This window comes from Pseudonocardia xinjiangensis, assembly GCF_050948425.1.
In the GTDB taxonomy this organism is placed as follows: Bacteria; Actinomycetota; Actinomycetes; order Mycobacteriales; family Pseudonocardiaceae; genus Pseudonocardia; species Pseudonocardia xinjiangensis.
Genome location: NZ_CP192009.1, coordinates 499359 through 521473, shown reverse-complemented (window position 1 = coordinate 521473; position 22115 = coordinate 499359). Strand labels below are relative to the sequence as shown.

Below are 22115 nucleotides of genomic sequence, written 5' to 3'. Positions count from 1 at the left end.
GACGCCTGGTCCAGCACCCGGCTCGGCAGCAGCGCTCAGCTCGGCGGAAGTTGGCCCGGCAGCACCCGAACCGCCCTCGCCCGACCCGGCACCGGTCGACCCAGCAGCAGGCGAACCACCGGCTCTCGACCCGCCTGTGGCCGAATCTGAGGCGGTCGACCCAGCAGCAGTCGACCCAGCAGCAGTCGACCCAGCAGCAGTCGACCCAGCGGACTGCCGGGAGGCAGTCCGCTGGGCAGCAGTCAGCACGCCGCTCAACAGAGCGGTCCTCGACCCGGTGGCACTCGACCCGGCAGTACTCGGCCCTGCATCACTCGACGCGGCGCCGGCCCCGGCAGCACCCGACCCGGGAGACGACCTGCCGACGCTCGACCCAGCAGCAGTCGCACCGGCAGCAGCCGACCCGGCAGTACTGGATCCGGCGGCACTGGATCCGGCGGCACTGGATCCGGCAGTACTGGATCCGGCGGCACTGGATCCGGCGGCACTGGATCCGGCGGCACTGGATCCGGCGGCACTGGATCCGGTCGCAGTCGCCCCGGCCGTCCCTGGTTCTGCGCGAGCGGGATCGGTGGAAGCGGGATCGGACTCCGGCGCCGGCGATCGGCCGGCTCCTCCCCGCGGGTCCGGGATCTCCTCCCGGCCGTCGGCGGCGGTGCGGTCCCTCGGGCCGCTCCTGCCGGACGCGCCGAAGCCCGGGTCGGAGGCCGGTGCGGCGGGGGCGCTTCTCGCGTCCTCCTCGGCGTCGACGTCGGCCCAGTCCGCCCACCCGGCCCATTCGTCGGACCCGGACCCGGACCCGGAGGACCGGTCGGTCGGCGACACCAGTCGCAGCGGGACGATCTCCACGGACGCCGGTGCCTGCCACGATCCCGTGCCGTCGCCGCCCGCGACCATCCGGGCGGCGCGGCCCCACGGGGTGTCGTCGACGGTCGGTAGCAGGGGCGCGGGTTGCTCCCGCGGGGGTTCGGCCGGGCGCGGGATGTGCACCGCGGGGGCCGCCTGCTCGGGGATCCCGGCAGGGCCCGGCTGGGCGGTTGCCGGTTCGGCCTGGCGCTCCGGCTCCCACGGGCCGGGCGCGGTGGTCCGGGGCCGGTCGGGCCCGACGGTGACCGGACGCGGTGGCGGGGGCTCGGGCGGGCCGGCCCTGTCCGGTGCGGCGGCGTCCCGCCCACCGGTCTGCACCGCCACAGCAGCGGGAACAGGCGATCCGCTGCTCTCGGCCCGGAGCCGGACGAGGTCGGCGACGGTCCTCGGGCGGTTCGCGTCGGCGCCGGCCGTCCTGCTGCGCAGGAGCATGACCACACCGACGGCCACGACGGCGACACCCACTGCGATCAGACCCAGCGTGCTCATCCCGGCAGTCTCCCGCTCCCCCGTCACCACCCCATGACCCCCGGTGACAACGATCATGCGGCCGGGACCACCATGGACGCACGTGCGCTGCGGGAGTACCGGGCGAATAGCCCAGCCAGGAACCTAGCACTCGAAGAGTGCCTCGATCAGGTAGTGGTGGGTGGGTTGTTACCACTGGTAATGCCACCGCCGCGTGATCTCGGCGTGACGGCATGCGGGATCTCCCCCTGATCGGGGTAGATCACGCGCGGTGCGGGAACGGAGCGGTGTGGACACAGAGCTGAGGGAGCTGGCCGCTGCGCACGGCGTGGCGACGGAGTACCGCGACGGCAGCCGGCGGCCGGTACAGGTCGATCCGGAGGTCGTGATCCAGGTGCTCGGCCTGCTCGACGTCGACGCCGGCAGTCCCGAGGCACGGCGGGCCGCACTGGCCACGGCGCGCGCGGCTGCCGCTGCAGGGAAGCTGCCCGGCACGATCGCGGCGCGCACGGACCGGCCGCGCCCGTTGCCTGTCCCCGGTGTGCTGGTCGACGAGCGGGGCGCGCGACGGGAGGTCACCGAGATCCCCGCCGGGTTGGAGCCGGGCTGGTACCGGCTCGAGACGGGCGACCAGGAGGTGACCGTCGTCGTCGCACCGCCTGCGCTCGATCCCTCCCCACGCGCCTGGGGCTGGATGCTGCAGCTCTACGCGCTGCACTCGGCGGGCTCGTGGGGCATCGGCGACCTCGGCGACCTGCGGGAGTTCACCGCCTGGACGGGATCCGAGCACGGCGCGGGCGCGGTGCTGCTCAACCCGCTGCACGCGATCACGCCCGTACCACCGGTGCAGCCGTCGCCGTACACCCCGTCCAGCAGGCGCTTCGGCACCCCGCTGGCGCTGCGTGTCACCGACCTCGAGGCGTACCGCCGCGCCGACGGTCCGACCCGGGCCGAGGTCGACGCACTCCGCCCGGAGACGGCGGGCGGGGAGATCGAGCACGACCGGGTGTGGGCGGCCAAGCGTGCCGCGCTCGAGCTGCTGTGGCGCTCCGAGGGCCGTCCCGAACCCCGCGACGCGGACGCCGACCTGTGGGAGTTCGCCACGTTCTGCGCGCTGGCGGAACGCTTCGGCGGCCGCTGGAGCTTGTGGCCGGAGGAGCTGCGGCACCCGGACGCACCCGGCGTGGCCGCGATGCGCAAGGAGCTCGGCCCGCGGGTGGCGTTCCACGCCTGGGTGCAGCAGCAGGTACAGGCGCAGCTCGCCGGCGTGCGGGACGCCGCGCGGGCCGCCGGCGTGCGCGTGGTGCACGACCTGGCCGTCGGATGCGACCCGCAGGGCGCCGACGGCTGGGCGCTGCAGGAGGTGCTCGCCCTCGGGGTGCGGGTGGGCGCTCCGCCGGACGCGTTCAGCCAGCAGGGGCAGGACTGGGGGCTTCCCCCGTGGCGCCCGGACCGGCTCGCTGCCACCGGGTACGCCGCGTACCGCGACCTGCTGCGCGCGCTGCTCCGGCAGGCCGACGGGCTGCGGATCGACCACGTCGCCGGCCTGTGGCGGCTGTGGTGGGTGCCGCCGGGCGAGTCGGCCGACCGCGGCACCTACGTCCACTACGACGCCGAGGTCATGCTCGCCGTGCTCACCCTCGAGGCGTACCGGGCGGGGGCGCTGGTGATCGGTGAGGACCTGGGCACCGTCGAGCCGGAGGTCACCGAGGGGCTCGCGGAGAAGGGGATGCTCGGATCGTCGGTCCTGTGGTTCACCCGCGATCTCGACGCACCCGGCGAGCCGCTGCTGCCTCCGGAGCGCTGGCCGGAGGAGTCGGTGGCCACGGTGTCGACGCACGACCTGCCGACGGCCTCGGGCTTCCTGCGGGGCGAGCACGTACGGGCGCGCGCCGAGCTGGGCCTGCTCGACGACGTGGCGGCCGAGGAGGCCAGGGCGCGCATCGACCGGCTGGAGCTGGTGGAGCTGCTGCGGGGCGAGGGTCTCGTCACCGGCGAGGAGCCGGGTGAGGACCAGCTGGTGGTCGCGATCCATGCGCTGCTCGCCCGTAGCCGGTCGCGGCTGGTGCTCATCTCCCCCTACGACGTCGTGGGAGAGGTACGCCAGCCCAACCTGCCGGGGACGGTCGACGAGTACCCGAACTGGCGGCTGCCGCTGCCGGTCTCGCTCGAGGAGCTCCGCGAGGATCCCCGCGTGCGGGTCGTGGTCGACCAGCTGCGCATCCGTCGCCCGTGAGGCTGTGAGACTGTGCGGCTGTCGCGTTGTTGGGCGGCAGCGGCCATCATCGGGGCGTGGAGTCGACTCGACTGGACCGCTGGTTGTGGGCGGTGCGCCTGACCAAGACCCGCCCGGATGCCGCGTCGGCCTGCCGCGGCGGGCACGTGCGGGTGAACGACCGCCCGGCGAAGCCGGCCACCCTCGTGCAGCCCGGCGACGAGGTACGGGCGCGGGTGCACGACACGACCCGGATCGTGGAGGTCGTCCGGGTGATCCAGAAGCGGGTGGGTGCCGCTGATGCGGCCACCTGCTTCATCGACCGCACCCCGGCGCCCCCGCCCGAGGCCGCCATCCCCGTGGCCCGGCGGGACCGCGGCGCCGGGCGGCCCACCAAACGGGAGCGCCGCGTCCTCGACGAGTTCCGCGCCGGAGGGCAGTGACTGCCGTCAGGACGCCGGCGCCACCTGCACGACCGGCTCCCGGGTGCGTTCACGCAGGCCCAGCGCGGTGACCGACAGGACCACCACGGCCAGGCCCAGCCACTGCGTCGGGCTCAGCTCGGTGCCGAGCAGGCCCACCCCCACCAGCGTGGCGGTCACGGGGAACGCGAGCTCGGCGAGAGTCGCGCGGGCGGCGGCGGTGGAGCGCAGGCCGAGGTAGTACAGCGCCAGCCCGAGCAGGCCGGGGATCAGCGCGAGGAGCACGAGCGGGCCGAGCTGGGCCGGGGTGACGGCGACGGGTGCGCCCTGCGCCGCGAGCACGATCGCGCTGGCCGGCAGCCCGATCACGAACCGGAGCACGGTGACGTCGCGGCTGGCGATACGCACGCTCACCATCCGGCCGAGCACCGTGCCCACGGCCCACAGCGCGGCCGCACCCACCGCCAGCAGTGCGGCGGCCACCGCCTTCGGGCCAGCCGAGAACGGGTCGGCGAAGGCCATCAACCACGCCCCGGCGAGCGCGGGCACCGCGAACAGCCAGTACCCCCCGCGCACCCGTTCCCCGAGCAGCAGGGCCGCCGCCACCACGGCGATCACGGGCTGGAGCTTCTGCAGCACGAGCGGTGTGACCGGGTCGCCGAGCTGGAATGCCTGCGTGAACAGCGCCGTCGCCACGGCGGACGCGCCGGCGCCGATCAGGACCAGCGCGGTGCGCTCCTTGGGGGTGGCCGAGCGGAAGGCCCGCACCGCGGAGGGCAGGAAGGGCACCAGCACCAGCACGATCAGCAGGTGCTCCCAGAACACGATCGTCGCTGCCGGGAGCTGCCCGGCGAGCGGCTGGCGGAGCAGGCCGTCGGTACCCCACAGCGCCGCCGCGACCGCGATCAACCAGGTCCGGTCGGGCACGCCTCCACGTTGATCCACATGGCACCCAACGCAGGCGGCGCGCGATCCATACCCGCAGGCGGTCACGAGCCGGCCGACGGAGCACAGGTGGTCTGGCGCGGCCCGGCCCCACCCCGCCTCCCGCCCGCGAGTCGCCCGTTCCCGCCCCGCGAGTCGCCGGATTTCCGTGCGCGAGTCGCCCGCGCGGTCTCTTGGTCGCTACGAGAAGCGGGTTTCGGCCCATCTGGGGGCGAAGAGCCTCATCTCGCAACGATCATGGCGGTCCAAGGTTCAGCTGATCGTCAGGGTCGCGTCGAGCCCCGTGAGCGCCAGCAACCGCCGACACCGGGGCGTGGGCCCGACGAGCCGCAGCCGCCCCGGCAGTGCGCGGAGCCTGCGGTCGGACCGGGCGAAGACGGTGAGCCCGGCGGCCGCGACGAACGTCAGGTCGACGATGTCGAGATCGACCTGGCGGTACCCGCGGTCGCAGAGCAGATCCAGCTCCCGTTCCAGGCGAGGGGCCGTGAGCATGTCCAGCTCGCCGATGACCCGGACGGTGGCCTTGGGCGGATCACCGGCCACCTCGAGGGCGAACGAGGGTGGATCGACGGTCGGTTGCGGTGATGGGACCTGCATGAAGCGACCCCTTCCCGACGGCGGCCGGCCCGGCTGCTGCTGGGGGTCCAACGGGCCTGAACCGTACCGCAGCGCCGTCCCCCCAGAGCCGTCCGATTGGGCGCACCCGGCTGTGGGTACGCCCGTTCCGACCGCCGGAGATCCTGTACGGATCTGCGCACGTGGCACGGATGCCGACCGGGAGTGATCGATGTCTGCGCCCGCCAGAGGCCCGGACCCGTTGAGGCTGCGCCTTGACGGACCGTCACTGCCGTTCGAGCTGGCGGCGGTGCGGAGCCGCATGGCCGCGTGGGCGGAAGGTCTCGGCGCACCGGCGGAGACCGTGGACGACCTGGTGCTGGCCACACACGAAGCGCTCGCCAACGTCGCCGACCACGCCTACCCCGGCAGCGACGCAGGGGCCATGGCCTTCCTGGACGCGGAGCTGACCGACGGCGAGATCGTCGTGGTGGTGCGCGACCAGGGGCGATGGCGGCCACCGGCGGCCGATGCGGGGTGGCGGGGCCGGGGCCTGCTCATCATCCGCGGGCTCAGCGACGACACCGACATCCGGCACGACGACACGGGCACCACCGTCGAGATGCGGTGGCGGCTGCCCTCGACCCCGGAGGGACGAGCCCGGCACGGACGGCGGGGCGGCCCCTGAACAACAGCAGAACGACGAACGGGCGGGGGCCGACCCGGCCCCCGCCCGTTCTCAGGAATCGCGAAGATCAGCCGGTGACCGGCAGGGACGCGTCCATGACCTCGGGCTTCGGCGCGGTGGCGACCGCAGCGGTGTCGGTGTCAGCGGCGGCGTTGTCGTCGTCGCCGTTGCCGTTGTCATCGCCGTTGCCGTTGCCGTCGTCGCCGTTCCCGTCACCGTTACCATCGCCGTCACCGGCGCTGCAGGTGGCCGAGCCGACGGTGATCGTCTGCACCGGCTTGGACGGGTCGACCTGGACGCCGAGCTCGCTGCTCAGCCCGTCGACCACGTCACGAACGGTGTTGACGCCACCCGGGAGGTCGGCGCCGAGCAGGCCGCCCAGCTCCGGAAGGGCCTTGCGCTCGTCGCTGGTGAGCACCCGGTCCAGGTCCTCGCCGGCACCCGGCAGCACGGTGAGCTCGATGCCCGTGACCGTGAGGGAGCCGTCCTCGTGACGGACCTGGTCGTTCAGGGTCACCTTCAGCAGCGGCGAGATGTCGATCGCCTGGCTGGGGACCGGGGTCTCCGGCAGGTCGCGGCCGAGGATCGTGCCGCGGATGATCTGCAGGCCGCCGTCACCGTCGTTGCAGTAGGTGCGCACCAGGTCGGCACGGAGCAGCTGCAGGAGGTTGAGCTTCGTGACCGAGGTCTCCGCGGACCCACCCTGGGCCTCTGCGGTCAGGACCCCGACCCCGATGTCGCTCTGGTGCTCGCCCAGGACGTCACCGATGCCCGCCAGCTGGCCCTCGACGTGGTTGCCGTCGGTCGACTCCACGTAGGTGACCGGGTCGATCTTCAGAAGGCCGGAGGCCGACAGGGCGTACGCCGAGTCGGGTGCAGCCTCCTGCGCGACCGCGACGGACGAGCCGAGGAGCAGAGCCGTCACCGCTGTTGCGGCGCTGAATGCCGCTGCCCCCGCGCCGGCGAGCTTCTTCGTGTTCACTGTGGTGCAAACCCCTCAATCTTCATCGATCATCACGAGGGTGCCGAGCGGCACCTCGGACAGCTGGTCGAGCGCGTCGGCCGGCACCCGGATGCACCCATCGCTGGTTGCGGTGCCGTAAACGTCATCGGTCGGCCAGGTGTGGATGGCGACGGTCCCGGGACCACCGCCGAAGGTGTCGTGCGTCGGGCTGTGTGTCCCGAGCGGGAGGATCACCGGCGAGTAGGTCTGCTTCTTGTCGGAGAACGCTCCGAGCAGGAAGGTCCGACCTGTCGGCGTGGGAGCGGACTCCTTGCCGATGCCGACGGTCCATTGACCGACGACCGTGTCGCCGCGGTGCAGCTCGAGCTTCTTCGACCCGAGGTGCACGGTGACGAGGTAGGGCGTGTTCGCGCGCTTGACGTCCTCCGAGCGCAGCCAGCCCGTGGAACCGTTCGGCTTCGACGGCAGGAGTACCTGCACCCAGTCCGAGTCCTCCCCGATCACGGGCAGCCAGGTGTCGCCGATCTGCGTCGGTTCCATCCTGGCGATCGCGCGCCCGTTCGGGGCGTCGTGGACCGGCGTCTCCCGAATGGGGTGGACGACGAGTCCGTCTGTCTTCGATGTCGCCGCCGAGTCCTGAGGAGCACCGTCCACTGTGGTGTACGTACTGCTCAGGGGAAGCTCGCCGGCGGCCGGGGCGACCTCGCCTGCTGCGATGCCCGCTGGCGACGCCGCAGGCGGCCCGCTGAACGCGGCGAAGCCGATGACCACGGCCAACACCGCGACAACACCCACGACCGCTCCGATCAGGAGCGGCTTGCGGGATGGACGTGACGGATCTTCGGATGACGCCACCTGTGGTGGCGAGGTGTGCTGTGGCATAAGACCCAAACCGTGCGAATCAGACAGGGATGGCCGCGTTCGGGTGACTACATCGAGCCCCCCGGCTGCAGTGCGCGCAACGATGAAACGACGGAGACTCCATCGGGGTTACGACCAAGATTTTTTCTCACGATCTGCTGAACACGATGTCACGCAGAGTAAGTGAATCGTCAGTCCACACCGGACCGCGTGAAACAGCGAATGGGCGTGGGTGCACGACGCCGCTAGGTGCACCGCTCATCGCCTGATCGGCCGGATTCCTGCAGCTGAACGTCGGGTAATCAGATGCGAGGTGATCATCATGGTCGATGCCGACAACACCAGCCCCGACAAGCAAATATCGGACGTCCAACAAGAAGGTCCTGGCGGCCGGTCCAGCCGCGGACCGGAATACGGCACGGCAGGCGAAACCCAGGTGCCGACGCCCCCCTATGACGAGCTGCGGGGCGAGAACAGCGGCGAGGGCGCCGAAGGAACCCGCAAGGCGTTCGACGCCTCGAATGCGGGTCCCCCCGGCCCACCGGCTCCCGTGTCCGACGAGGAACGGTCCGGCATGTCCGCGACCGAGACGAACCCGGAGCCGCCTCTCGGGGTCGGCGAGAAGCACGGCAAGGGCGGCGAGGAGATCGCCCCCGACCGTGACGACGTCGGGACCAAAGGTTCGGCCGGGCGGCCTGCGGGGCGCACCGACGAGGACGGCAGCGGGGAGTCGCGGGATCCCCGCTCCCCCGACCTCCCGGCGGGCGACCAGGGCGGCTGAGCCGGGGACCACCGGCCCGGCGCCGCTACCTGCGCGCCGGGCCGGGTACGTCGGCGCCTTCCGGCGTCCCGCGGGAGCGGGGCGGCGCAGGTGGGTGGGTCAGCCGGTCTCTCCCGTGTCCGCGTGGGCGGCGCCGACCGGCTTCGACTCCGGCGAACCACGCTGGCGCAGGTAGACACCGAGCACCGCCATCGAGCCCACCGCGAGCATCTCCGACTGCCAGTTCTGTGTCGTCCGGTTCCAGAACTCGGGCTCCCCGAGATAGGCGAGCCAGGTGACGGGGTCCTGGCGGCTCGTCAGCTGCTCGGCGTTGAAGGCGGCCCATCCGGCCACCGACTGGGCACCCCAGGACAGCAGGAAGATGCCACCCATCACGAGGCCGAGCGACCGCGAGAACACCACCGTGCGCCAGTCACCGGTGCGCGCCCAGCGCGGCGAGCCCGGACCGGCGTACTGGCCGATGCGCTGGTCCCGCTCCGACTCGGGGCCGACGTCGTCGACCTCCTTGGATTCCGAGGAGCCGCGCTGCACCAGCCACACCGTGGCGAAGATGTAGAGGAAGAACTGCAGGTATTCCGACTGCCAGTTCTCGACGACGTCGACGGCGAACGACGACGACGTGAGGTAGTGGCCGAGCGACACCGGCTCGACCCCTTCGCTGATCTGCTGGTCGTTGAAGTAGGCGTGCCCCGAGACCGCCTGGCCGCCCAGCATCAGCAGGAACAGCACGCCGAAGACGATGCCGAGCCCGTTGTCGTGCAGAACCCGCCGCACGCCGCTCCGAGGCGACGACGTGTTCGCGGTCGTGCTCATCGGGCCAGGAACCCGAGCGCGGCGAAGTACACGAGCCCGAGCCCGATCACCGCCAGGTACGTCACGAACAACACGCGCACCGACTTCATGGCCCCTCCAGCCGGCAGGTGTACGGCGCATCGCCGCGGGACCGGCACCCCGCGGCGGTGACCTTCCATCCGGTGCTCGTCCTGGTCAGGAAGACCGTGTCCCCGACGAGCTGCACCTGCGCCTGGTCGCCCCACACCGCGGACGACACAACCGCGCCCTCGGGTAGCGAGAGCTGCGCCATGGCCTGGACGCACGACTCGGACCGGGCGGCCTCGACCGCCGCCACCGTGGCCGGTGCCAGCATCGCGCACCGGGCGGAGGGGTCGGCCGCCGCGAACGTGGAGGCGACCTGCTCGACCTCCGGCTGCTCGAGACCCGCGCACCCGGCCAGCAGCAGCGCCGCGGCCGCGAGCACCGCAGTGCGGACGCCGACCCGGCTCCAGAACATGGCAAGGCGGTTCCCCTGCCGCTCCCGCCACGAAACGTCGGCCCACCACAGCGGCCGGCACGGTGCGCGGGCTCACGCGCAAACCGGACGGCCGGGCACGCAGCCAACCGGGTCTCCGGAGACCGACCGCCTAGGGCGCGGCCCCGTTCGCGACGACCGCCCACACCGACTTCCCGCCGTCGAGATCGGTGACGACGCCCCACGCCGCCGACACCGCCGCAACCACCTGCAACCCCCGACCGCGCGGGGCGCGCACATCCACGGGGCGCAGCTCCGGCAACGGGCTCGCGGAGAAGTCCCGGACGTCGATCCGCAGCCCGGCGGCGGCGCGGCTCACGGTGAGGACGCAGGACGTGTGCGCGTGGTCGACGACGTTGGCCACCAGTTCCGTGGCCACCAGTACGGCGTCGTCGCAGGTCTCCTGGTCGAGGTGCCAGTCGCGGCATGCACCCCGGACGACCTCACGCGCGGCCCGGGGAGCGACCGGCTCCGCGGGCAGAGCCCGATGCCGACTCCACCCACCCGGGCCGCCATCCGCCACGGAGAGCACATACCCGGCGGCCGCCCGGCACAACCGGCGACACTCCGGGCGCGAGCATCGGACTGCGCCGCTCCGGCGACGGTCAGCCGTCGACAGCAGGGCGTGGGTGGAGCCTGCGCAGGCTCAGCTCGTCCTCGAGGTGCAGCTCACCGGCGAGACCGAGGATGTCGGACAGCCTCTGCACAGCCCGGCCCGGGACGATCCGCAGCCGGCCACCACCGACCGCAGCCCGGTGGGTGGCGTCGACGAGCACGGTCACCCCGGCGCAGTCGATGAACGTGACACCGCGCAGATCGAGGAGGATCTCACCCGAGCAGGCTGCGAGCTCCGCCGCGAGCCGGGCGGCGGTCGCGAGCTCGACCTCGCCGTCGGCGTGCAGCAGGGTGGCATCATCGTGGCGCTCCATTGTGATCCTGAGCACCCCCGTCCCGGCGAGCACACCGTAGCCCGGAATCTCACATTTGCGCTGCGTCTCTTCCGGGGACCTTTTCTGCGTCAATTCGAGTCCCCCCACTTCGGGTAGGACGAGCAGCTGACACGCCGCTTGACCAGGCATCAGGGTAGAACCGTTCCATCCCCGAGTCGACGGGTGGACGGGTGGATCTGCCTGGGTGCGGGGGGCACGGCGACCAGCGCCCAGACCGTTTTCCCATCGGGATGATCACTCACTCCCCAATGCGTGGCCACGGCGGCGACGACGTGCAGACCCCGGCCGTGGTGGGCACCGAGCACCCGTGGGCGGGGCCGGGCATCGTCACCCGGACGGTAGTCACGTACCTCGATCCACAGCCCTCGGTCGTCCCACCCGATGCGGAGCCGGCTCTCACTGCCCGCGTGCTGCACCGCGTTGGAGACGAGCTCGGTGACGACGAGGGCGGCGTCTGCGGCCAGCGCCGGCACCTCCCAGTCCGTGCAGGTGTCCCGGAGGAACGCCCGTGCGACCCCCGGCGCGGCCACGTCCGCCGGCAGCTCACGGTCCCGGACGACGCGGTCGGGCCGCTCGAACAGTCGGTGCTCGGCGGCGGCCAGGGTGGCAACCACCGGGACCGTGCGCCCGACGTGCAGCTTCCCGAGACCTGTCGCCATCCGGTCGTCGGCGCCGAAGAGCACCAGCAATCCCGCGGGCCAGCCGCCCGCTTCCGTCAGCACGGCGGGAAAGACCTGCACCGCCGGGAGCCATTCGAGCCGCATGCGGGACAGGTCGACGAGCAGGCGCCTGTGGTCCGTGAGCAGTTTGAGCAGCAACCGCCGGACGTCCGCCAGGGTACCCAGGCGGAGGGCACCCGAGAGCGTGACGACGGCGTGGTCGTCGCGCACGTCGAGGCCGGCCAGGACACCGCTCACCACCACTGAATGCAACCTCCTGATTACGGAGGATAGGGACAGAAGGCACCGATGGCAGCGCCTGGCGGAGCCACACCGATCGGGCGGTCTGTCCGGTAGGCCCGATGGTCAGCGGGTAGCCGCGCCGTCGGCGCGCGAAGCGTCGGCCGCCGGTTCGCGACCGTTGCCGTCGGCGAGACCGTCCGGGTGCACGGCATCAGGGCCGGTGGCGCCGTCCGCGCGGTCGGCCATTCCCTCCTGCTCCATCATCAGGATCACCCCGCCGGCCCCGCCGTCCGCTCCGCGGAGCGGGCTGGCGAGCACGCGCACGAGGATCGGGCGCCCCCGCCGGTTGACCGCCGCCACGCCCAGCTCGTTCAGGCCCGCGTCCGCCACCAGCGTCTGCCGGACGAGCGGACGGAGCCGGTCGAGCGGCAGGCCGATGTCGAGGTTGAGGAAATGCTCACCCACCGCCTCGTCGGTGCGCAGTCCCCACAGCTCCTCCGCCTGGCGGTTCCACACCTGCACCCGCAGCTCAGGACCGAGGACGACGACCCCCGCACGCAGGCTCGACAGGATGGTCTCCAGGAAACCGTTGGCCTGGTCGAGCTCGGTGGTGCGTTCCTGCAGCTCGTCGTTGATCGTCTGCAGCTCGTCGTTGGTGGACTGGAGCTCCTCGTTCATCGTCTCCAGTTCCTCGTTGGTGGACTGGAGCTCCTCGTTCGTCGTCTCGAGCTCCTCCACCGTCGACTGGAGCTCCTCGTTGGTGGTCTCCAGCTCCTCGTTGGTGCTCTGGAGCTCCTCGTAGGCGGTCTCCAGCTGCCGGTTCGTCTGCTCCAGCTCGTCCTGCAGCCGGCGGGCCTGGGTGACGTCGTGGAAGACGACGCTGACCCCGAGCAGGCCCTTCTCCCCGGTGGCGAGGGGGGTGATGTGCACCTCGACGTCGAGATGCTCGCCGCCCCGGAGGTAGGAGACATCGGGCACCCGCACGGTGCGCCGCTCGAGCTGGGCCTGCTCGATGTACTGGCGGAGCTCGACGGGGCGGTAGGACAGGTCGAGGTCGCGGAAGGGCCGCCCGACGTCCCTCGCCGACACCCCGAAGAGGTGCTCGGCCTGATGGTTGGCCAGCGCGACGCGGCCGTCCGCGGTGAGGACGACCTGCGCGAGCGGGCCCGTCATGAGCGTCTCGTGACGCAGCAGCTCCACCCCGGGCAGCTCGGCGCGCGGGGCGGAGAAGGGCACCTCGGCGAACGCGGTGCCGTTGCCGACGGGCTGCCGGGGAACCTTGCGGAAGATCCTGCGCTTGAGGTCGATGGGCAGGAACAGCATCGAGTGGCTCAGCAGCATCTCGGCCTTGCCGAGGAACAGCACACCGGCGTCGGCGAGGGCGAAGTGGAAGCGCGACAGGATGCGGGCCTGGGTCTCGGCGTTGAAGTACATCAGCGAGTTGCGGCAGACCAGCAGGTCGATCCGCGAGATGGGCGCGTCCTGCACGAGGTCGTTCCGACCGAAGATCACGGCCCGCCGCAGGTCCTTGCGGAAGACGAAGCGGCCCCCGGCCTGCTCGAAGTACTTCTCGAGGTACTCCTCCTGCGCGATTCCCCGGATCTCCCGGGAGGAGTAGGTCCCGTGCCGGGCCTGCGCCAGGCTCTCCTCGTCAACGTCGGTGGCGTAGATCTTCACCCGGCGGCGGAACTCATCGGCGCCGAGCATCTCGGCGAGCACGATCGCCAGCGTGTATGCCTCCTCGCCGGACGCGCAGCCCGCGCTCCAGACCCGGATCGGTTCGCCGCTCGCCTTCGCTGCGAGCAGCGCAGGCAGGATCTCCGTCTGCAACGCGGCCCAGGCGTCGGGATCCCGGAAGAAGCCCGTCACGTTGATCAGGATCGTGTTGAACAGCGCCGTGAACTCCTCGGCGTGCACCTGGAGGTAGTCGAGGTAGTCCCCGTACTCGGCGATGCCGAGCTGCGCCATCCGCCGCTCGACCCGGCGGGTCAGGCTCGAGCGCTTGTAACCGGTGAGGTCGAAACCCCGGGCGTCGCGCAGGTAGACGAGGAGCTCCTCGAACGCCGCGTTCGGTTGCGACACGTTGCCTCCTCACGCACGGCCGGTGGCGCGCATGTTCATGCAACCGCACGGTAGACCTGCCCAGGGAGGCCCGGCGCCGCGTCGTCGTCTCCGTATCGTCCGTTTCGTCGGGACGGCGGCTCAGGACGAGCCGGCCACGTCCTGGAGGCTCGGAGAATCGAGGTGCGACCGCATCATCTTCGCCAGGTCCGCGGCCCGTTCGGCAGCCTGGCGGTACTCGGCGCGATGGTCGTGCGCAGCTGGCTGCTCGGCCAGGTGCCGCGCGAGCGCCGCATGGTCCTCCAGCGCCGCGACCCCCGCCCACAGTTTCCGCTCCGCGGCCTCCGCCTGCGCCGCCTCCAGCGTCTTCGGGGCGTACTGGTGACCCACATGGCACCGGTAGTAGCTGATGTGCGGGAGCTCGACCTCCGCGAGCGAGCCGCCACAGTCGGGACACATCAGGCGGGTCAGCCGGGTCTCCTCCGCTGCCAGGAACCGCGGGTTCCCGCTGTCCTCCATCGACATCTCCGACTCCACCTGCCTCTCGTCCTCGGACCTGCGCTCAGGCTCACTCTCCTCCAGCACGGCCCCGACCGCGGAGCCGAGCCGCGCCGTCGGCTGCACGTCCGCAGCCGGTACCGCGCCCAGCGCCGCTCGTGGCATGGACCCGAAGATCGCTTCTGCGGGGTCCTGCACGACCACGCGGCCGCCCGCCCTGGCGACGAGCGCGGCGCCCACGGCGCCGTCGTCGAGCAGGCCGGACAGCACGACCGCCACCACCCGGTCCCCCGCCCACCGCGCCGCGCTGCCGAACATCACGTCGACCGCCGGCCGGTGCCGGTTGACGCGCGGGCCCGGACTCAGCCGCGCCACCCCGCCCGCGACGAGCAGGTGGAATCCGGGAGGCGCGACGTAGATGCGTCCGGGCCGGACCTGCTCCCCGTGAACGGCGTGTGCTGCCGGCAGCGGTCCGGACCGCGCCAGGATCCGCGGGAGGCTGCTCCGGGCGTGCTGCCCGATGTGCACCGTCACCAGCACGGACGCGGGCAGGTCGGCGGGCAGGCCGGCCACCATCGCGACGAGCGCCTCGATGCCGCCTGCCGACCCACCGACCGCAACGACCGCTGGACGTGTCACGGTCTGCGGTACCCCGTATCGGCGCCGCGCACCCGTCCGATCCTCACAGTTCGGGCAGGGGTCGTTCGCCGAGCCCGGCCGCCCTCGCCGTCGTCACGCGGCATCTCGTCCCCCTCCTCGCGCGACAGCGCCGAACCGGAGCTCGACCGCGTTCCCGTCCACCCCGGTTCCGACGTGGACGACGTCGGCGAGCTGGCGGGCGATCCAGAGTCCCATGCCGGAACGGCTGTCGAGGGGTGGGCGGCGGAATCCCGCGGTGGCGACGCCGTCGCCGGGCCCGCGGTCGTCCACCCGGACCACCACCTGCCCCGCCTCGCCCCACAGCCGGACCCGGCAGGGCAGGACACCGTGTTCCAGAGCGTTGGCGATCACCTCACCGGCCCCGAGCTCGAGATCACGGGTGTCGGCGACGGGCAGGCCGAGGAGCCCCGCGGCGGCCGCCGCCCGGTTTCGCACGGCCGACAGCTCCGAGCCCGTGGTCAGCGTGACGTCGAGGGCCACCGTCGGCGGCACCGGGGACAGTGGCCCGGGATGCGCGGCGAGGTACGCCTCGGGGCTCACGTACGCGCCGTTGCCTGCCGCACGGCCGTCCGCTCCGAGCAGCAGGGGGTGGACCTGAACCACCTGCTCGAGCACCTCGGCCGGATACCGGCGCCGGTCGTACAGGCACGCCCAGGGGAACCCGTAGACGCCGTAGACCTCGCTGCTCACCGCGTCGAGGCGCAGGTACGCGGCAGTCCGCCCCGCAGGACCGCCGGTGGCGTTCTCCGCCAGCAGCCGGACAGGGGTACCGGCCTCGTGCTGCTCGGCGAGATAGCTGCGCACAGCCTCCGACGCCGGCCCGAGGCTGGTGTAGGTGAGGCCGGGCACCGCCCATCGAACGTCGTTCCGGGCCTTCCCCAGCCCCTCGCACAGCACAGCGGCCGCCTGCTCCGACACGGCGGCCACCACAGCCTCTCCGCCGTGCAGGCCCTCGCGCACGAAGGGCAGCACCATCCGCCGGAGCTCCGCGTCGGACCCGTACAGCGCGACGGCGTGAGCTGCGCTCGCGGCGAGGGGGGCGTCGGGGTGGCCGGCCTGCACAAATCGGGGCGTACCCGTTGTCGTGGACAGCGATACGTCAACCGGCCGGACGGTCCCATCCGATGAGCTCCAGGCCCGGGACCGCGGGGAGCCCGACGAGCGTGAGGACGCGAAGGAGCCCCGGTGCCGAGCCCGCGAGCACGAGGCGACCACCACCGTCGCGGAAGGCCGCGCTCTCCTCCACGATCGCGCGGCAGGCAGAGACACCGAGGAAGTCCACCCCGGCGAGATCCAGCCGCACCACATCCCGTCCGGAGGACATCGCGGCATCCAGGGCGGCGGCCAGCGTGGCTGCGAGTACATCGACGTTGGCGATGTCGACCTCGCCCCGGAGGACCAGCTCCGACCCGGCCCCACCACTGCTCAAGGTCGGATCGCGCACCCCCGCCACGTGCATCCCCACGACGTCACGCAGAAGCTGGCCCGTGGTGGAGCGGCGCGCGTAACGGCACATGGCCGACACCGGTCGCGTCCGGCACAGCCGATCGATGCGACGCTCCAGGTCCTGGTACGCCTCGGTGGTGAGGATCGTGCGGGCCGAGTCGGCCTGCGCGGACATCCGCAGCGCCGGGAACCCCTCGTCGAGCGCCCGGTCCACCACCTCGTCCTGAACGTCGGGCGAGGAGAACGCATCGAGGGGCAGCAGCTCCAACCGGCCTTCCTCCGCGGCCGCGTCGACGTCGATCCCGCAACCGCGGAGGTGACCGAACAACGGGCTCCCCGCCTCCGCGCCTTCGACGCAGAGGACCTTCTCCCCCTGGTCGAGTCCCCTGTCGACCCAGGCCGCCAACCGGGCCAGCCGGTCGCTCTCGGAGCGGTGCAGCAGGAGCAGGTGACCGTCCCACATCGTGGTCACCTGATCACGACCGGTGGCGGACACGACCCAACCGTACCCACGTCCCGGCCGCCGTACCCAGCCCGAAGCCCGCCGCCGGTCGTGATTTCGACCCGGCGCGACGGCGACGGGACAGGGACACTGTCGCGGCCATCGAACCCGGGGAGGAAGCACATGACTGCGGAGCGCGAGGAGACCGATGTCGCGGCGCGCGACGCCGCGGCGGAATGGGTACGCCCGCCGCGGCTCGCCACCGGTGAGGAACGCACGGCGTCGCGGCTGGAGCTGTTCTACGACCTGGCGTACGTGCTCGTCGTCGCCGAGCTCGCCTCCGCGTTCCTGAAGGACCTCAGCTGGTCTGGCGCCGCGGTGTTCGCCGGTCTGTTCACGGCCATGTGGTTCTCGTGGGTCAGCACCACGCTCTACGCCAACCGCTTCGACACCGACGACGTGGTCTTCCGCCTCGCCCAGCTCGTCGGCACCGCCGCGATCGCCGGCTGTGCCGCCGCCGCGACCGGTGCCGACGGGGCGACCGCGGTGCCGTTCGCGGCGTGCTTCCTGCTCGGCCGGGTCGTGCTGCTGGCGCTGTACGTGCGCGCGTGGAGGCACGTGCCCGGGAGCCGGGGGAACATCACGGTCTACCTGGGCAGCACCGGGATCGCCGCCGCACTCTGGGCGGTGTCGCTCGCGGTGCCGGCCCCGGCCCGCTACGTGCTGTGGGCAGTGGCGGTGGTCACCGACGCCGCAGGCCCCGTCGTGGCCACGTGGCGGGGCGACACCGCACCGCTGCACATGGAACACCTGCCGGAGCGGTTCGGGCTGTTCGTGATCCTCGTGCTGGGGGAGGTCGTCGCGGGCATCGTCACGGGAGTTCACGACGCCGCCTGGGCCGGCCTGGCCGTGGTCGTGGCGGCCGTCGGGTTCGTGGTGGGCGGCGCCCTCTGGTGGACCTACTTCGACGTCGCCTCGGCCAGCGGCAACGAAGAGCTTCAGGAAGACGAGGACGAGGAGGAGGACGAGGCCGACGAACGGCACGACCTCTACGTCTACGGCCACCTGCCGCTCAGCCTCGGTATCGCCGCGGCGGGCGTCGGCATCGAGGAGCTGGTCATGCACCCGTACGCCGCCCTGCCCGCACCGGCCGGGTGGACCGCGATCGGTGGCATCACCCTCACCCTCATCGGCGCAGGCATCGTGCTCGTCGGTGCCCACAAGCACCTGTCGGCGTTGTGGCCGTGGCCGGTGGCCGCCATCGCCCCGCTCCTCGTGCTCACCGTCCTGGACGTCCCCGTGCTGGTGCTCGTCGGCCTGCTCGCCCTCATCACGGTGGCCGTGGCCGTGTCGGGCGCCCGGCAACGCGCCCGCCGCGGTGTCGCCCTCGCCTGACGACGGGGAGACCCTCACCCACGGACGATCATCCGGTTACGCCCGGCCGGTGACTGATCGGCCGGCGTCGGCCGGGACACCGTAGGCGCTGCGATCGGTCAGGGGCGGCGCACCCGTCCGCCGCGAGCAGGCGTCACGAGTCGGTGGCGCCGGCCTTCAGCTGCTCGCGCAGGCCCGTCAGGATGACGTCGAGACCCTCGTCGAGCTCCTGACCGCCGTCGTACTCCGCCAGCTCGGTCGCCAGCGCGCGCAGCCGCGGGAACTCGAGGACGGGCAACCGGTAGAGGCCGAGCCGCAGCAGGTCATCGCTCTCGTCCGGGTCCTGCACCCGTTCCTGCAGCTCGTTGAGCACGTGCCCGTACAGGAAACCGATGTAGAGGCGGTAGGCGTGCAGAGCGCCGCGCCCGTCGAAACCTGCCTCCATGAACAGCGCCAGCAGGTCCTCGAGCGGGCGCAGCGTGCCCAGGGGGCGCATGGCCAGTGGGGTGGCCAGCGGGCGGGTCACCAGCAAGGGCACGACGTGGGGATGGGCGAGAACGATCGCACGGAAGGCGTGGGCCGTGCGCCGCAGGGCCTTCTCCCAGTCGCCGGCGTCCGCCGGCACCGGGACGGAGAGCTCGGACAGCACGAGCTCGACCACCCCGTCGAGCAGCTCGTCCTTGCTCGACGCGTGCCGGTAGAGACGCATCGGGTCGCGGCCGAGCGCCTTGCCGAGGCGACGCATGGACAGCGCCTCGACGCCGTCGCGGTCGATGAGCGACAGGGCGGCGGCAAGCACCTCGCTCCGGGACAGCACCGGCCGGCGCCCTCCCCCGTCCGGGACGGCACCGGCGACGCCGTCGATGTCTCCGTCGACCACCGGGTTCGACGTGTCGTCGCCGTCCACCAGGCCTACCTCCGTGCTCGTCGTCGTGCGCTGCCCCGTCCGCGATTGAAGATTGGGCCGCTACACCGTAGTGTCTACAACCTAGCGCGACAAAGTAGTGACACGTCGCACACACCGTCCGCAGTGCTCCATCGTCGGAAACGGGTATCCGGAGTGTGCGGGCGCAGGAATCCGCAGGCACGTGAGGGCCCCGCACCCCGGGGCGTCTTCGTCTCGCAGGGCCGTTCCGCCAGGACCGGGTCCATCTCATCGCAACCAGGCGCAGCACGACCGCCGCACGCCCGAGATCACCGAGGAGAACTCCGAGCATGACAACACTGACCGCCCCCGGGGGCACGACAGCCACCGAGCAGCGCGGCCACGCCAAACCGATGCTCGACGGGAGACGGCCACCCGCGGAGAGCGCGCTGGTCTACTTCTTCACCGTGATCCCGATGCTGGCCCTGGTCGCGGCCGTGCCGCTGACCTGGGGTTGGGGCCTGAGCTGGCTCGACATCGGCCTCGCCGTGGGCTTCTACTTCCTCTCCGGCTTCGGCGTGACGGTCGGCTTCCACCGCTACTTCACCCACCGCGCGTTCAAGGCGAACCGGGGCCTGCGCAACGGGCTCGCCATCGCCGGCAGCATGGCTCTGCAGGGTGACGTCGTCACCTGGGTCGCCGACCACCGCCGCCACCACGCCTACTCCGACAAGGACGGCGACCCGCACTCGCCGTGGCTGTTCGGCACCACCCCGGCCGCGCTGGCCAAGGGGTTCTTCCACGCCCACCTCGGTTGGCTGTTCGGGAAGGACCGCACCAACGCCGCCCGCTTCACCCCCGACCTGCTCGCCGACCGCGACATCGCGCGGATCAGCCTGCTGTTCCCGGTGTGGACGGTGATCAGCCTGCTCGCACCGGCCCTGATCGGCGGCCTCGTCACCATGTCGTTCTGGGGTGCCTTCACGGCGTTCTTCTGGGCCGGACTGGTGCGCGTGGCCGTACTGCACCACGTCACATGGTCGATCAACTCGATCTGCCACATGATCGGTGATCGCCCGTTCGTCGCGCAGGGCAAGGCGACCAACGTGTGGCCGCTGGCGGTCCTGTCCATGGGCGAGTCCTGGCACAACCTGCACCACGCCGACCCCACCTGCGCCCGTCACGGCGTGCAGCCAGGACAGGTCGACATGTCCGCCCGCGTGATCTGGATCCTGGAGAAGCTGGGCTGGGCGCACAGCGTTCGCTGGCCCACCACCTCCCGGCTGGCCCGGATCACCGCCGACCCGGCCACGACCTCCGGTTGACGGCTACGCGCACCATCGTCCGCGCCGACCGCTCGCAGCACCGGAAAAATATTCTTGCGATTCGCGGAACGATTCGACGGGTCCGCCAGTTAGGTAGGTAGGTCGTTGAGTTTCGGTGTTCGTGTGTTGCACGCCCGCAGGAACGAAGCGGTGGCCGGGCGCCGGCGTCAGGACGACGCAGGGCAGGCCGCTGTTGCCGGCCGGGCTTCGCACAGTGCGGAGCCCCTCTACCTGCGAGGAGCAGTCACCATGGCACAGGGAACAGTCAAGTGGTTCAACGGCGAAAAGGGCTTCGGCTTCATCTCCACCGACGGCGGCGGCGCTGACGTCTTCGTCCACTACTCCGAGATCGACGCCGGTGGATTCCGCAGCCTCGATGAGGGGCAGCGCGTGGAGTTCACGGTCGGCCAGGGCGCCAAGGGCCCCCAGGCCACCGGGGTCCGCGTCATCTGATCCACCTGTTCTGCCAGGAGCCCGCCTTCCTCTGGGAGGCGGGCTCCTGGCATTCCCGGGCAGGCGTCACACGCTCACCAGCGGAAACCCGGCGCGGGCGCTCCCATCGGGACGCGGGGCAGGTCCTTCCGGAACGTCGAACGCCGTCGCCATCCGCACCAGCCGCAGTGCGGGACGGCTGCAGTCGGTGAGGCGCAGCGAGCAGCCGCGCTCGATGGCGCACCTCGCCGCGTCGAGCAGGACCTTGAGGCCGCACACGTCGATGAAGGTCACCCGGGCGAGGTCGACCGCCACGCTCTCCGGCGGCCGGGCGACCGCGAGCAGCCGGTGCAGGCAGCCTGCCAGCATCGGCGCGGTCGCCCGTTCCAGCACGCCCTCCACGCTGAGGGCGAACCCGGCACCGGTGTGCTGGTGGACGGCCACCCGCAGGTGGGCATCGGCTCGACCGGGACGGCCGAGCAACGGATGACGTGGGTTCATGGCTCTACTCCAACGACCATGCCAAGGGCGTGGTGCGACCGGGGAGGCCTGAGAACCAGATCCGTGGCGGGAGCATGACCGACAGCACGGGTACCCAGGGCCGAGGCAAGCGCTCGGGCTCCGTTCGATGCGAGCCGAGGCCTCCCCGCGGGTCATCGACCTGTTCGGCACGGTGACATCACTAACGCTACAGCGTAGCGGGAGGCGACACCACCGGAACCGTCACTCCTTGGCCACTGCCCCCTGCATCACGTCCACGGCTGCGCTGAGACTGGCGTTCCATGTGCCGGCGGCGGTGTAGTAGCCCATGAGGGGCAGGTGGACGTAGGCCCATTCGGCGAGAGCTTCGCGCTGCCCGGCGATGAAGGCCAGGTAGTAGTGCTGCCGCTCGCTGGCCGGCTGCTGGCGCATGACCTTGTCGCCGATCTCCCTGGAGAGCGGCTGTCCGGAGTCGTCGCGGTACTGGTCCCACTTCTCGCCAGTCCGCTCGGCAACCTGCCCGTTGAGCGGTCCACCGACGAAGATCACAGGTCTCGTCACGGCGGGGATGGTCGCACGTCACGATTTTCCGCGGCGTCCGACCG

Annotated in this window: 23 protein-coding genes; 7 read left to right on the top strand and 16 right to left on the bottom strand. The window is 71.9% G+C overall.

Annotated features, from left to right (window positions below):
* Positions 1-1624: 1624 nt before the first annotated feature.
* Positions 1625-3571, top strand: a complete 1947-nt coding sequence (gene malQ, locus ACQPZA_RS02530) for a 4-alpha-glucanotransferase (protein WP_433278017.1) — start codon at positions 1625-1627, stop codon at positions 3569-3571.
* Positions 3572-3627: 56 nt separating this feature from the next.
* Positions 3628-3993, top strand: a complete 366-nt coding sequence (locus ACQPZA_RS02525; RefSeq protein WP_433278015.1) for an RNA-binding S4 domain-containing protein — start codon at positions 3628-3630, stop codon at positions 3991-3993.
* 6 nt (positions 3994-3999) lie between these two features.
* Here the strand turns inward: ACQPZA_RS02525 and ACQPZA_RS02520 are convergent, their stop codons facing one another.
* Both ACQPZA_RS02520 and ACQPZA_RS02515 read right to left on the bottom strand, forming a co-directional pair.
* On the bottom strand, positions 4000-4899 hold the full coding sequence (locus ACQPZA_RS02520; protein ID WP_433278013.1) for a DMT family transporter: 900 nt from the start codon (positions 4897-4899) through the stop codon (positions 4000-4002).
* Positions 4900-5169: 270 nt separating this feature from the next.
* A complete protein-coding gene (locus ACQPZA_RS02515) occupies positions 5170-5514 on the bottom strand; it encodes an STAS domain-containing protein (RefSeq protein WP_433278011.1) in 345 nt (114 codons plus the stop codon).
* A 190-nt stretch (positions 5515-5704) separates the two neighbouring features.
* Between ACQPZA_RS02515 and ACQPZA_RS02510 the strand changes: the two genes are divergently transcribed.
* Positions 5705-6160, top strand: coding sequence for an ATP-binding protein (locus tag ACQPZA_RS02510; RefSeq protein ID WP_433278009.1), 456 nt, complete (start codon positions 5705-5707; stop codon positions 6158-6160).
* Between the two features lie 67 nt (positions 6161-6227).
* On the opposite strand, the gene ACQPZA_RS02505 is transcribed toward ACQPZA_RS02510, so the two are convergent.
* Complete coding sequence (locus ACQPZA_RS02505; protein WP_433278007.1) at positions 6228-7142, bottom strand: choice-of-anchor P family protein; 915 nt, start codon at positions 7140-7142, stop codon at positions 6228-6230.
* A gap of 15 nt (positions 7143-7157) precedes the next feature.
* Positions 7158-7919, bottom strand: a complete 762-nt coding sequence (locus ACQPZA_RS02500) for a L,D-transpeptidase (RefSeq protein WP_433278004.1) — start codon at positions 7917-7919, stop codon at positions 7158-7160.
* Between the two features lie 388 nt (positions 7920-8307).
* On the opposite strand from ACQPZA_RS02500, the gene ACQPZA_RS02495 reads away from it, so the two are divergent.
* Positions 8308-8766 (top strand): hypothetical protein, encoded by a 459-nt coding sequence (locus tag ACQPZA_RS02495; RefSeq protein ID WP_433278002.1) that lies wholly within the window; start codon positions 8308-8310, stop codon positions 8764-8766.
* 99 nt (positions 8767-8865) lie between these two features.
* Here the strand turns inward: ACQPZA_RS02495 and ACQPZA_RS02490 are convergent, their stop codons facing one another.
* The 9 genes from ACQPZA_RS02490 to ACQPZA_RS02450 form a co-directional block, all read right to left on the bottom strand.
* Positions 8866-9579, bottom strand: a complete 714-nt coding sequence (locus ACQPZA_RS02490) for a DUF6766 family protein (RefSeq protein WP_433278000.1) — start codon at positions 9577-9579, stop codon at positions 8866-8868.
* Between the two features lie 85 nt (positions 9580-9664).
* The gene (locus ACQPZA_RS02485) at positions 9665-10057 is read right to left on the bottom strand and encodes a hypothetical protein (RefSeq protein WP_433277998.1); all 393 of its coding nucleotides are present in this window, start codon (positions 10055-10057) and stop codon (positions 9665-9667) included.
* Between the two features lie 130 nt (positions 10058-10187).
* The gene (locus tag ACQPZA_RS02480; protein ID WP_433277996.1) at positions 10188-10598 is read right to left on the bottom strand and encodes an ATP-binding protein; all 411 of its coding nucleotides are present in this window, start codon (positions 10596-10598) and stop codon (positions 10188-10190) included.
* An 82-nt stretch (positions 10599-10680) separates the two neighbouring features.
* Positions 10681-11004: an STAS domain-containing protein gene (locus tag ACQPZA_RS02475; protein WP_433277994.1), complete on the bottom strand. Its 324-nt coding sequence runs from the start codon at positions 11002-11004 to the stop codon at positions 10681-10683.
* Positions 11005-11153: 149 nt separating this feature from the next.
* Positions 11154-11945: an ATP-binding protein gene (locus tag ACQPZA_RS02470; RefSeq protein WP_433277992.1), complete on the bottom strand. Its 792-nt coding sequence runs from the start codon at positions 11943-11945 to the stop codon at positions 11154-11156.
* Positions 11946-12050: 105 nt separating this feature from the next.
* On the bottom strand, positions 12051-14009 hold the full coding sequence (locus ACQPZA_RS02465; RefSeq protein WP_433277990.1) for a CheR family methyltransferase: 1959 nt from the start codon (positions 14007-14009) through the stop codon (positions 12051-12053).
* Between the two features lie 120 nt (positions 14010-14129).
* Positions 14130-15125 carry a chemotaxis protein CheB gene (locus ACQPZA_RS02460; protein ID WP_433277988.1) on the bottom strand — a complete coding sequence of 332 codons (996 nt, stop codon included), beginning with the start codon at positions 15123-15125 and terminating at the stop codon, positions 14130-14132.
* Between the two features lie 93 nt (positions 15126-15218).
* Positions 15219-16208, bottom strand: a complete 990-nt coding sequence (locus ACQPZA_RS02455; RefSeq protein ID WP_433277986.1) for an MEDS domain-containing protein — start codon at positions 16206-16208, stop codon at positions 15219-15221.
* A gap of 37 nt (positions 16209-16245) precedes the next feature.
* Positions 16246-17088, bottom strand: a complete 843-nt coding sequence (locus tag ACQPZA_RS02450; RefSeq protein WP_433277984.1) for an MEDS domain-containing protein — start codon at positions 17086-17088, stop codon at positions 16246-16248.
* 129 nt (positions 17089-17217) lie between these two features.
* On the opposite strand from ACQPZA_RS02450, the gene ACQPZA_RS02445 reads away from it, so the two are divergent.
* The gene (locus tag ACQPZA_RS02445) at positions 17218-18429 is read left to right on the top strand and encodes a low temperature requirement protein A (protein ID WP_433277982.1); all 1212 of its coding nucleotides are present in this window, start codon (positions 17218-17220) and stop codon (positions 18427-18429) included.
* 133 nt (positions 18430-18562) lie between these two features.
* Here ACQPZA_RS02445 and ACQPZA_RS02440 read toward each other — a convergent pair whose 3' ends face one another.
* Entirely contained in the window at positions 18563-19315 is a 753-nt protein-coding gene (locus ACQPZA_RS02440; RefSeq protein ID WP_433277980.1) for a TetR/AcrR family transcriptional regulator C-terminal domain-containing protein, read from the bottom strand.
* Positions 19316-19623: 308 nt separating this feature from the next.
* Here ACQPZA_RS02440 and ACQPZA_RS02435 point away from each other — a divergent pair, with 308 nt between their 5' ends.
* Both ACQPZA_RS02435 and ACQPZA_RS02430 read left to right on the top strand, forming a co-directional pair.
* Entirely contained in the window at positions 19624-20598 is a 975-nt protein-coding gene (locus ACQPZA_RS02435) for an acyl-CoA desaturase (protein WP_433277978.1), read from the top strand.
* 249 nt (positions 20599-20847) lie between these two features.
* The gene (locus ACQPZA_RS02430; RefSeq protein WP_169398467.1) at positions 20848-21051 is read left to right on the top strand and encodes a cold-shock protein; all 204 of its coding nucleotides are present in this window, start codon (positions 20848-20850) and stop codon (positions 21049-21051) included.
* A 66-nt stretch (positions 21052-21117) separates the two neighbouring features.
* Here the strand turns inward: ACQPZA_RS02430 and ACQPZA_RS02425 are convergent, their stop codons facing one another.
* Positions 21118-21531: an STAS domain-containing protein gene (locus tag ACQPZA_RS02425; protein ID WP_433277976.1), complete on the bottom strand. Its 414-nt coding sequence runs from the start codon at positions 21529-21531 to the stop codon at positions 21118-21120.
* A 222-nt stretch (positions 21532-21753) separates the two neighbouring features.
* Complete coding sequence (locus tag ACQPZA_RS02420) at positions 21754-22071, bottom strand: hypothetical protein (protein ID WP_169398465.1); 318 nt, start codon at positions 22069-22071, stop codon at positions 21754-21756.
* Positions 22072-22115: the final 44 nt, after the last annotated feature.

Excerpts from the sequence above, each read along its gene's own strand:
- ACQPZA_RS02515 (WP_433278011.1), bottom strand. The coding sequence starts at position 5,514 with ATGCAGGTCCCATCACCGCAACCGACCGTCGATCCACCCTCGTTCGCC.
- ACQPZA_RS02510 (WP_433278009.1), top strand. The coding sequence starts at position 5,705 with ATGTCTGCGCCCGCCAGAGGCCCGGACCCGTTGAGGCTGCGCCTTGAC.
- ACQPZA_RS02495 (WP_433278002.1), top strand. The coding sequence starts at position 8,308 with ATGGTCGATGCCGACAACACCAGCCCCGACAAGCAAATATCGGACGTC.
- ACQPZA_RS02490 (WP_433278000.1), bottom strand. The coding sequence starts at position 9,579 with ATGAGCACGACCGCGAACACGTCGTCGCCTCGGAGCGGCGTGCGGCGG.
- ACQPZA_RS02485 (WP_433277998.1), bottom strand. The coding sequence starts at position 10,057 with ATGTTCTGGAGCCGGGTCGGCGTCCGCACTGCGGTGCTCGCGGCCGCG.
- ACQPZA_RS02475 (WP_433277994.1), bottom strand. The coding sequence starts at position 11,004 with ATGGAGCGCCACGATGATGCCACCCTGCTGCACGCCGACGGCGAGGTC.
- ACQPZA_RS02445 (WP_433277982.1), top strand. The coding sequence starts at position 17,218 with ATGACTGCGGAGCGCGAGGAGACCGATGTCGCGGCGCGCGACGCCGCG.
- ACQPZA_RS02435 (WP_433277978.1), top strand. The coding sequence starts at position 19,624 with ATGACAACACTGACCGCCCCCGGGGGCACGACAGCCACCGAGCAGCGC.
- ACQPZA_RS02430 (WP_169398467.1), top strand. The coding sequence starts at position 20,848 with ATGGCACAGGGAACAGTCAAGTGGTTCAACGGCGAAAAGGGCTTCGGC.
- ACQPZA_RS02425 (WP_433277976.1), bottom strand. The coding sequence starts at position 21,531 with ATGAACCCACGTCATCCGTTGCTCGGCCGTCCCGGTCGAGCCGATGCC.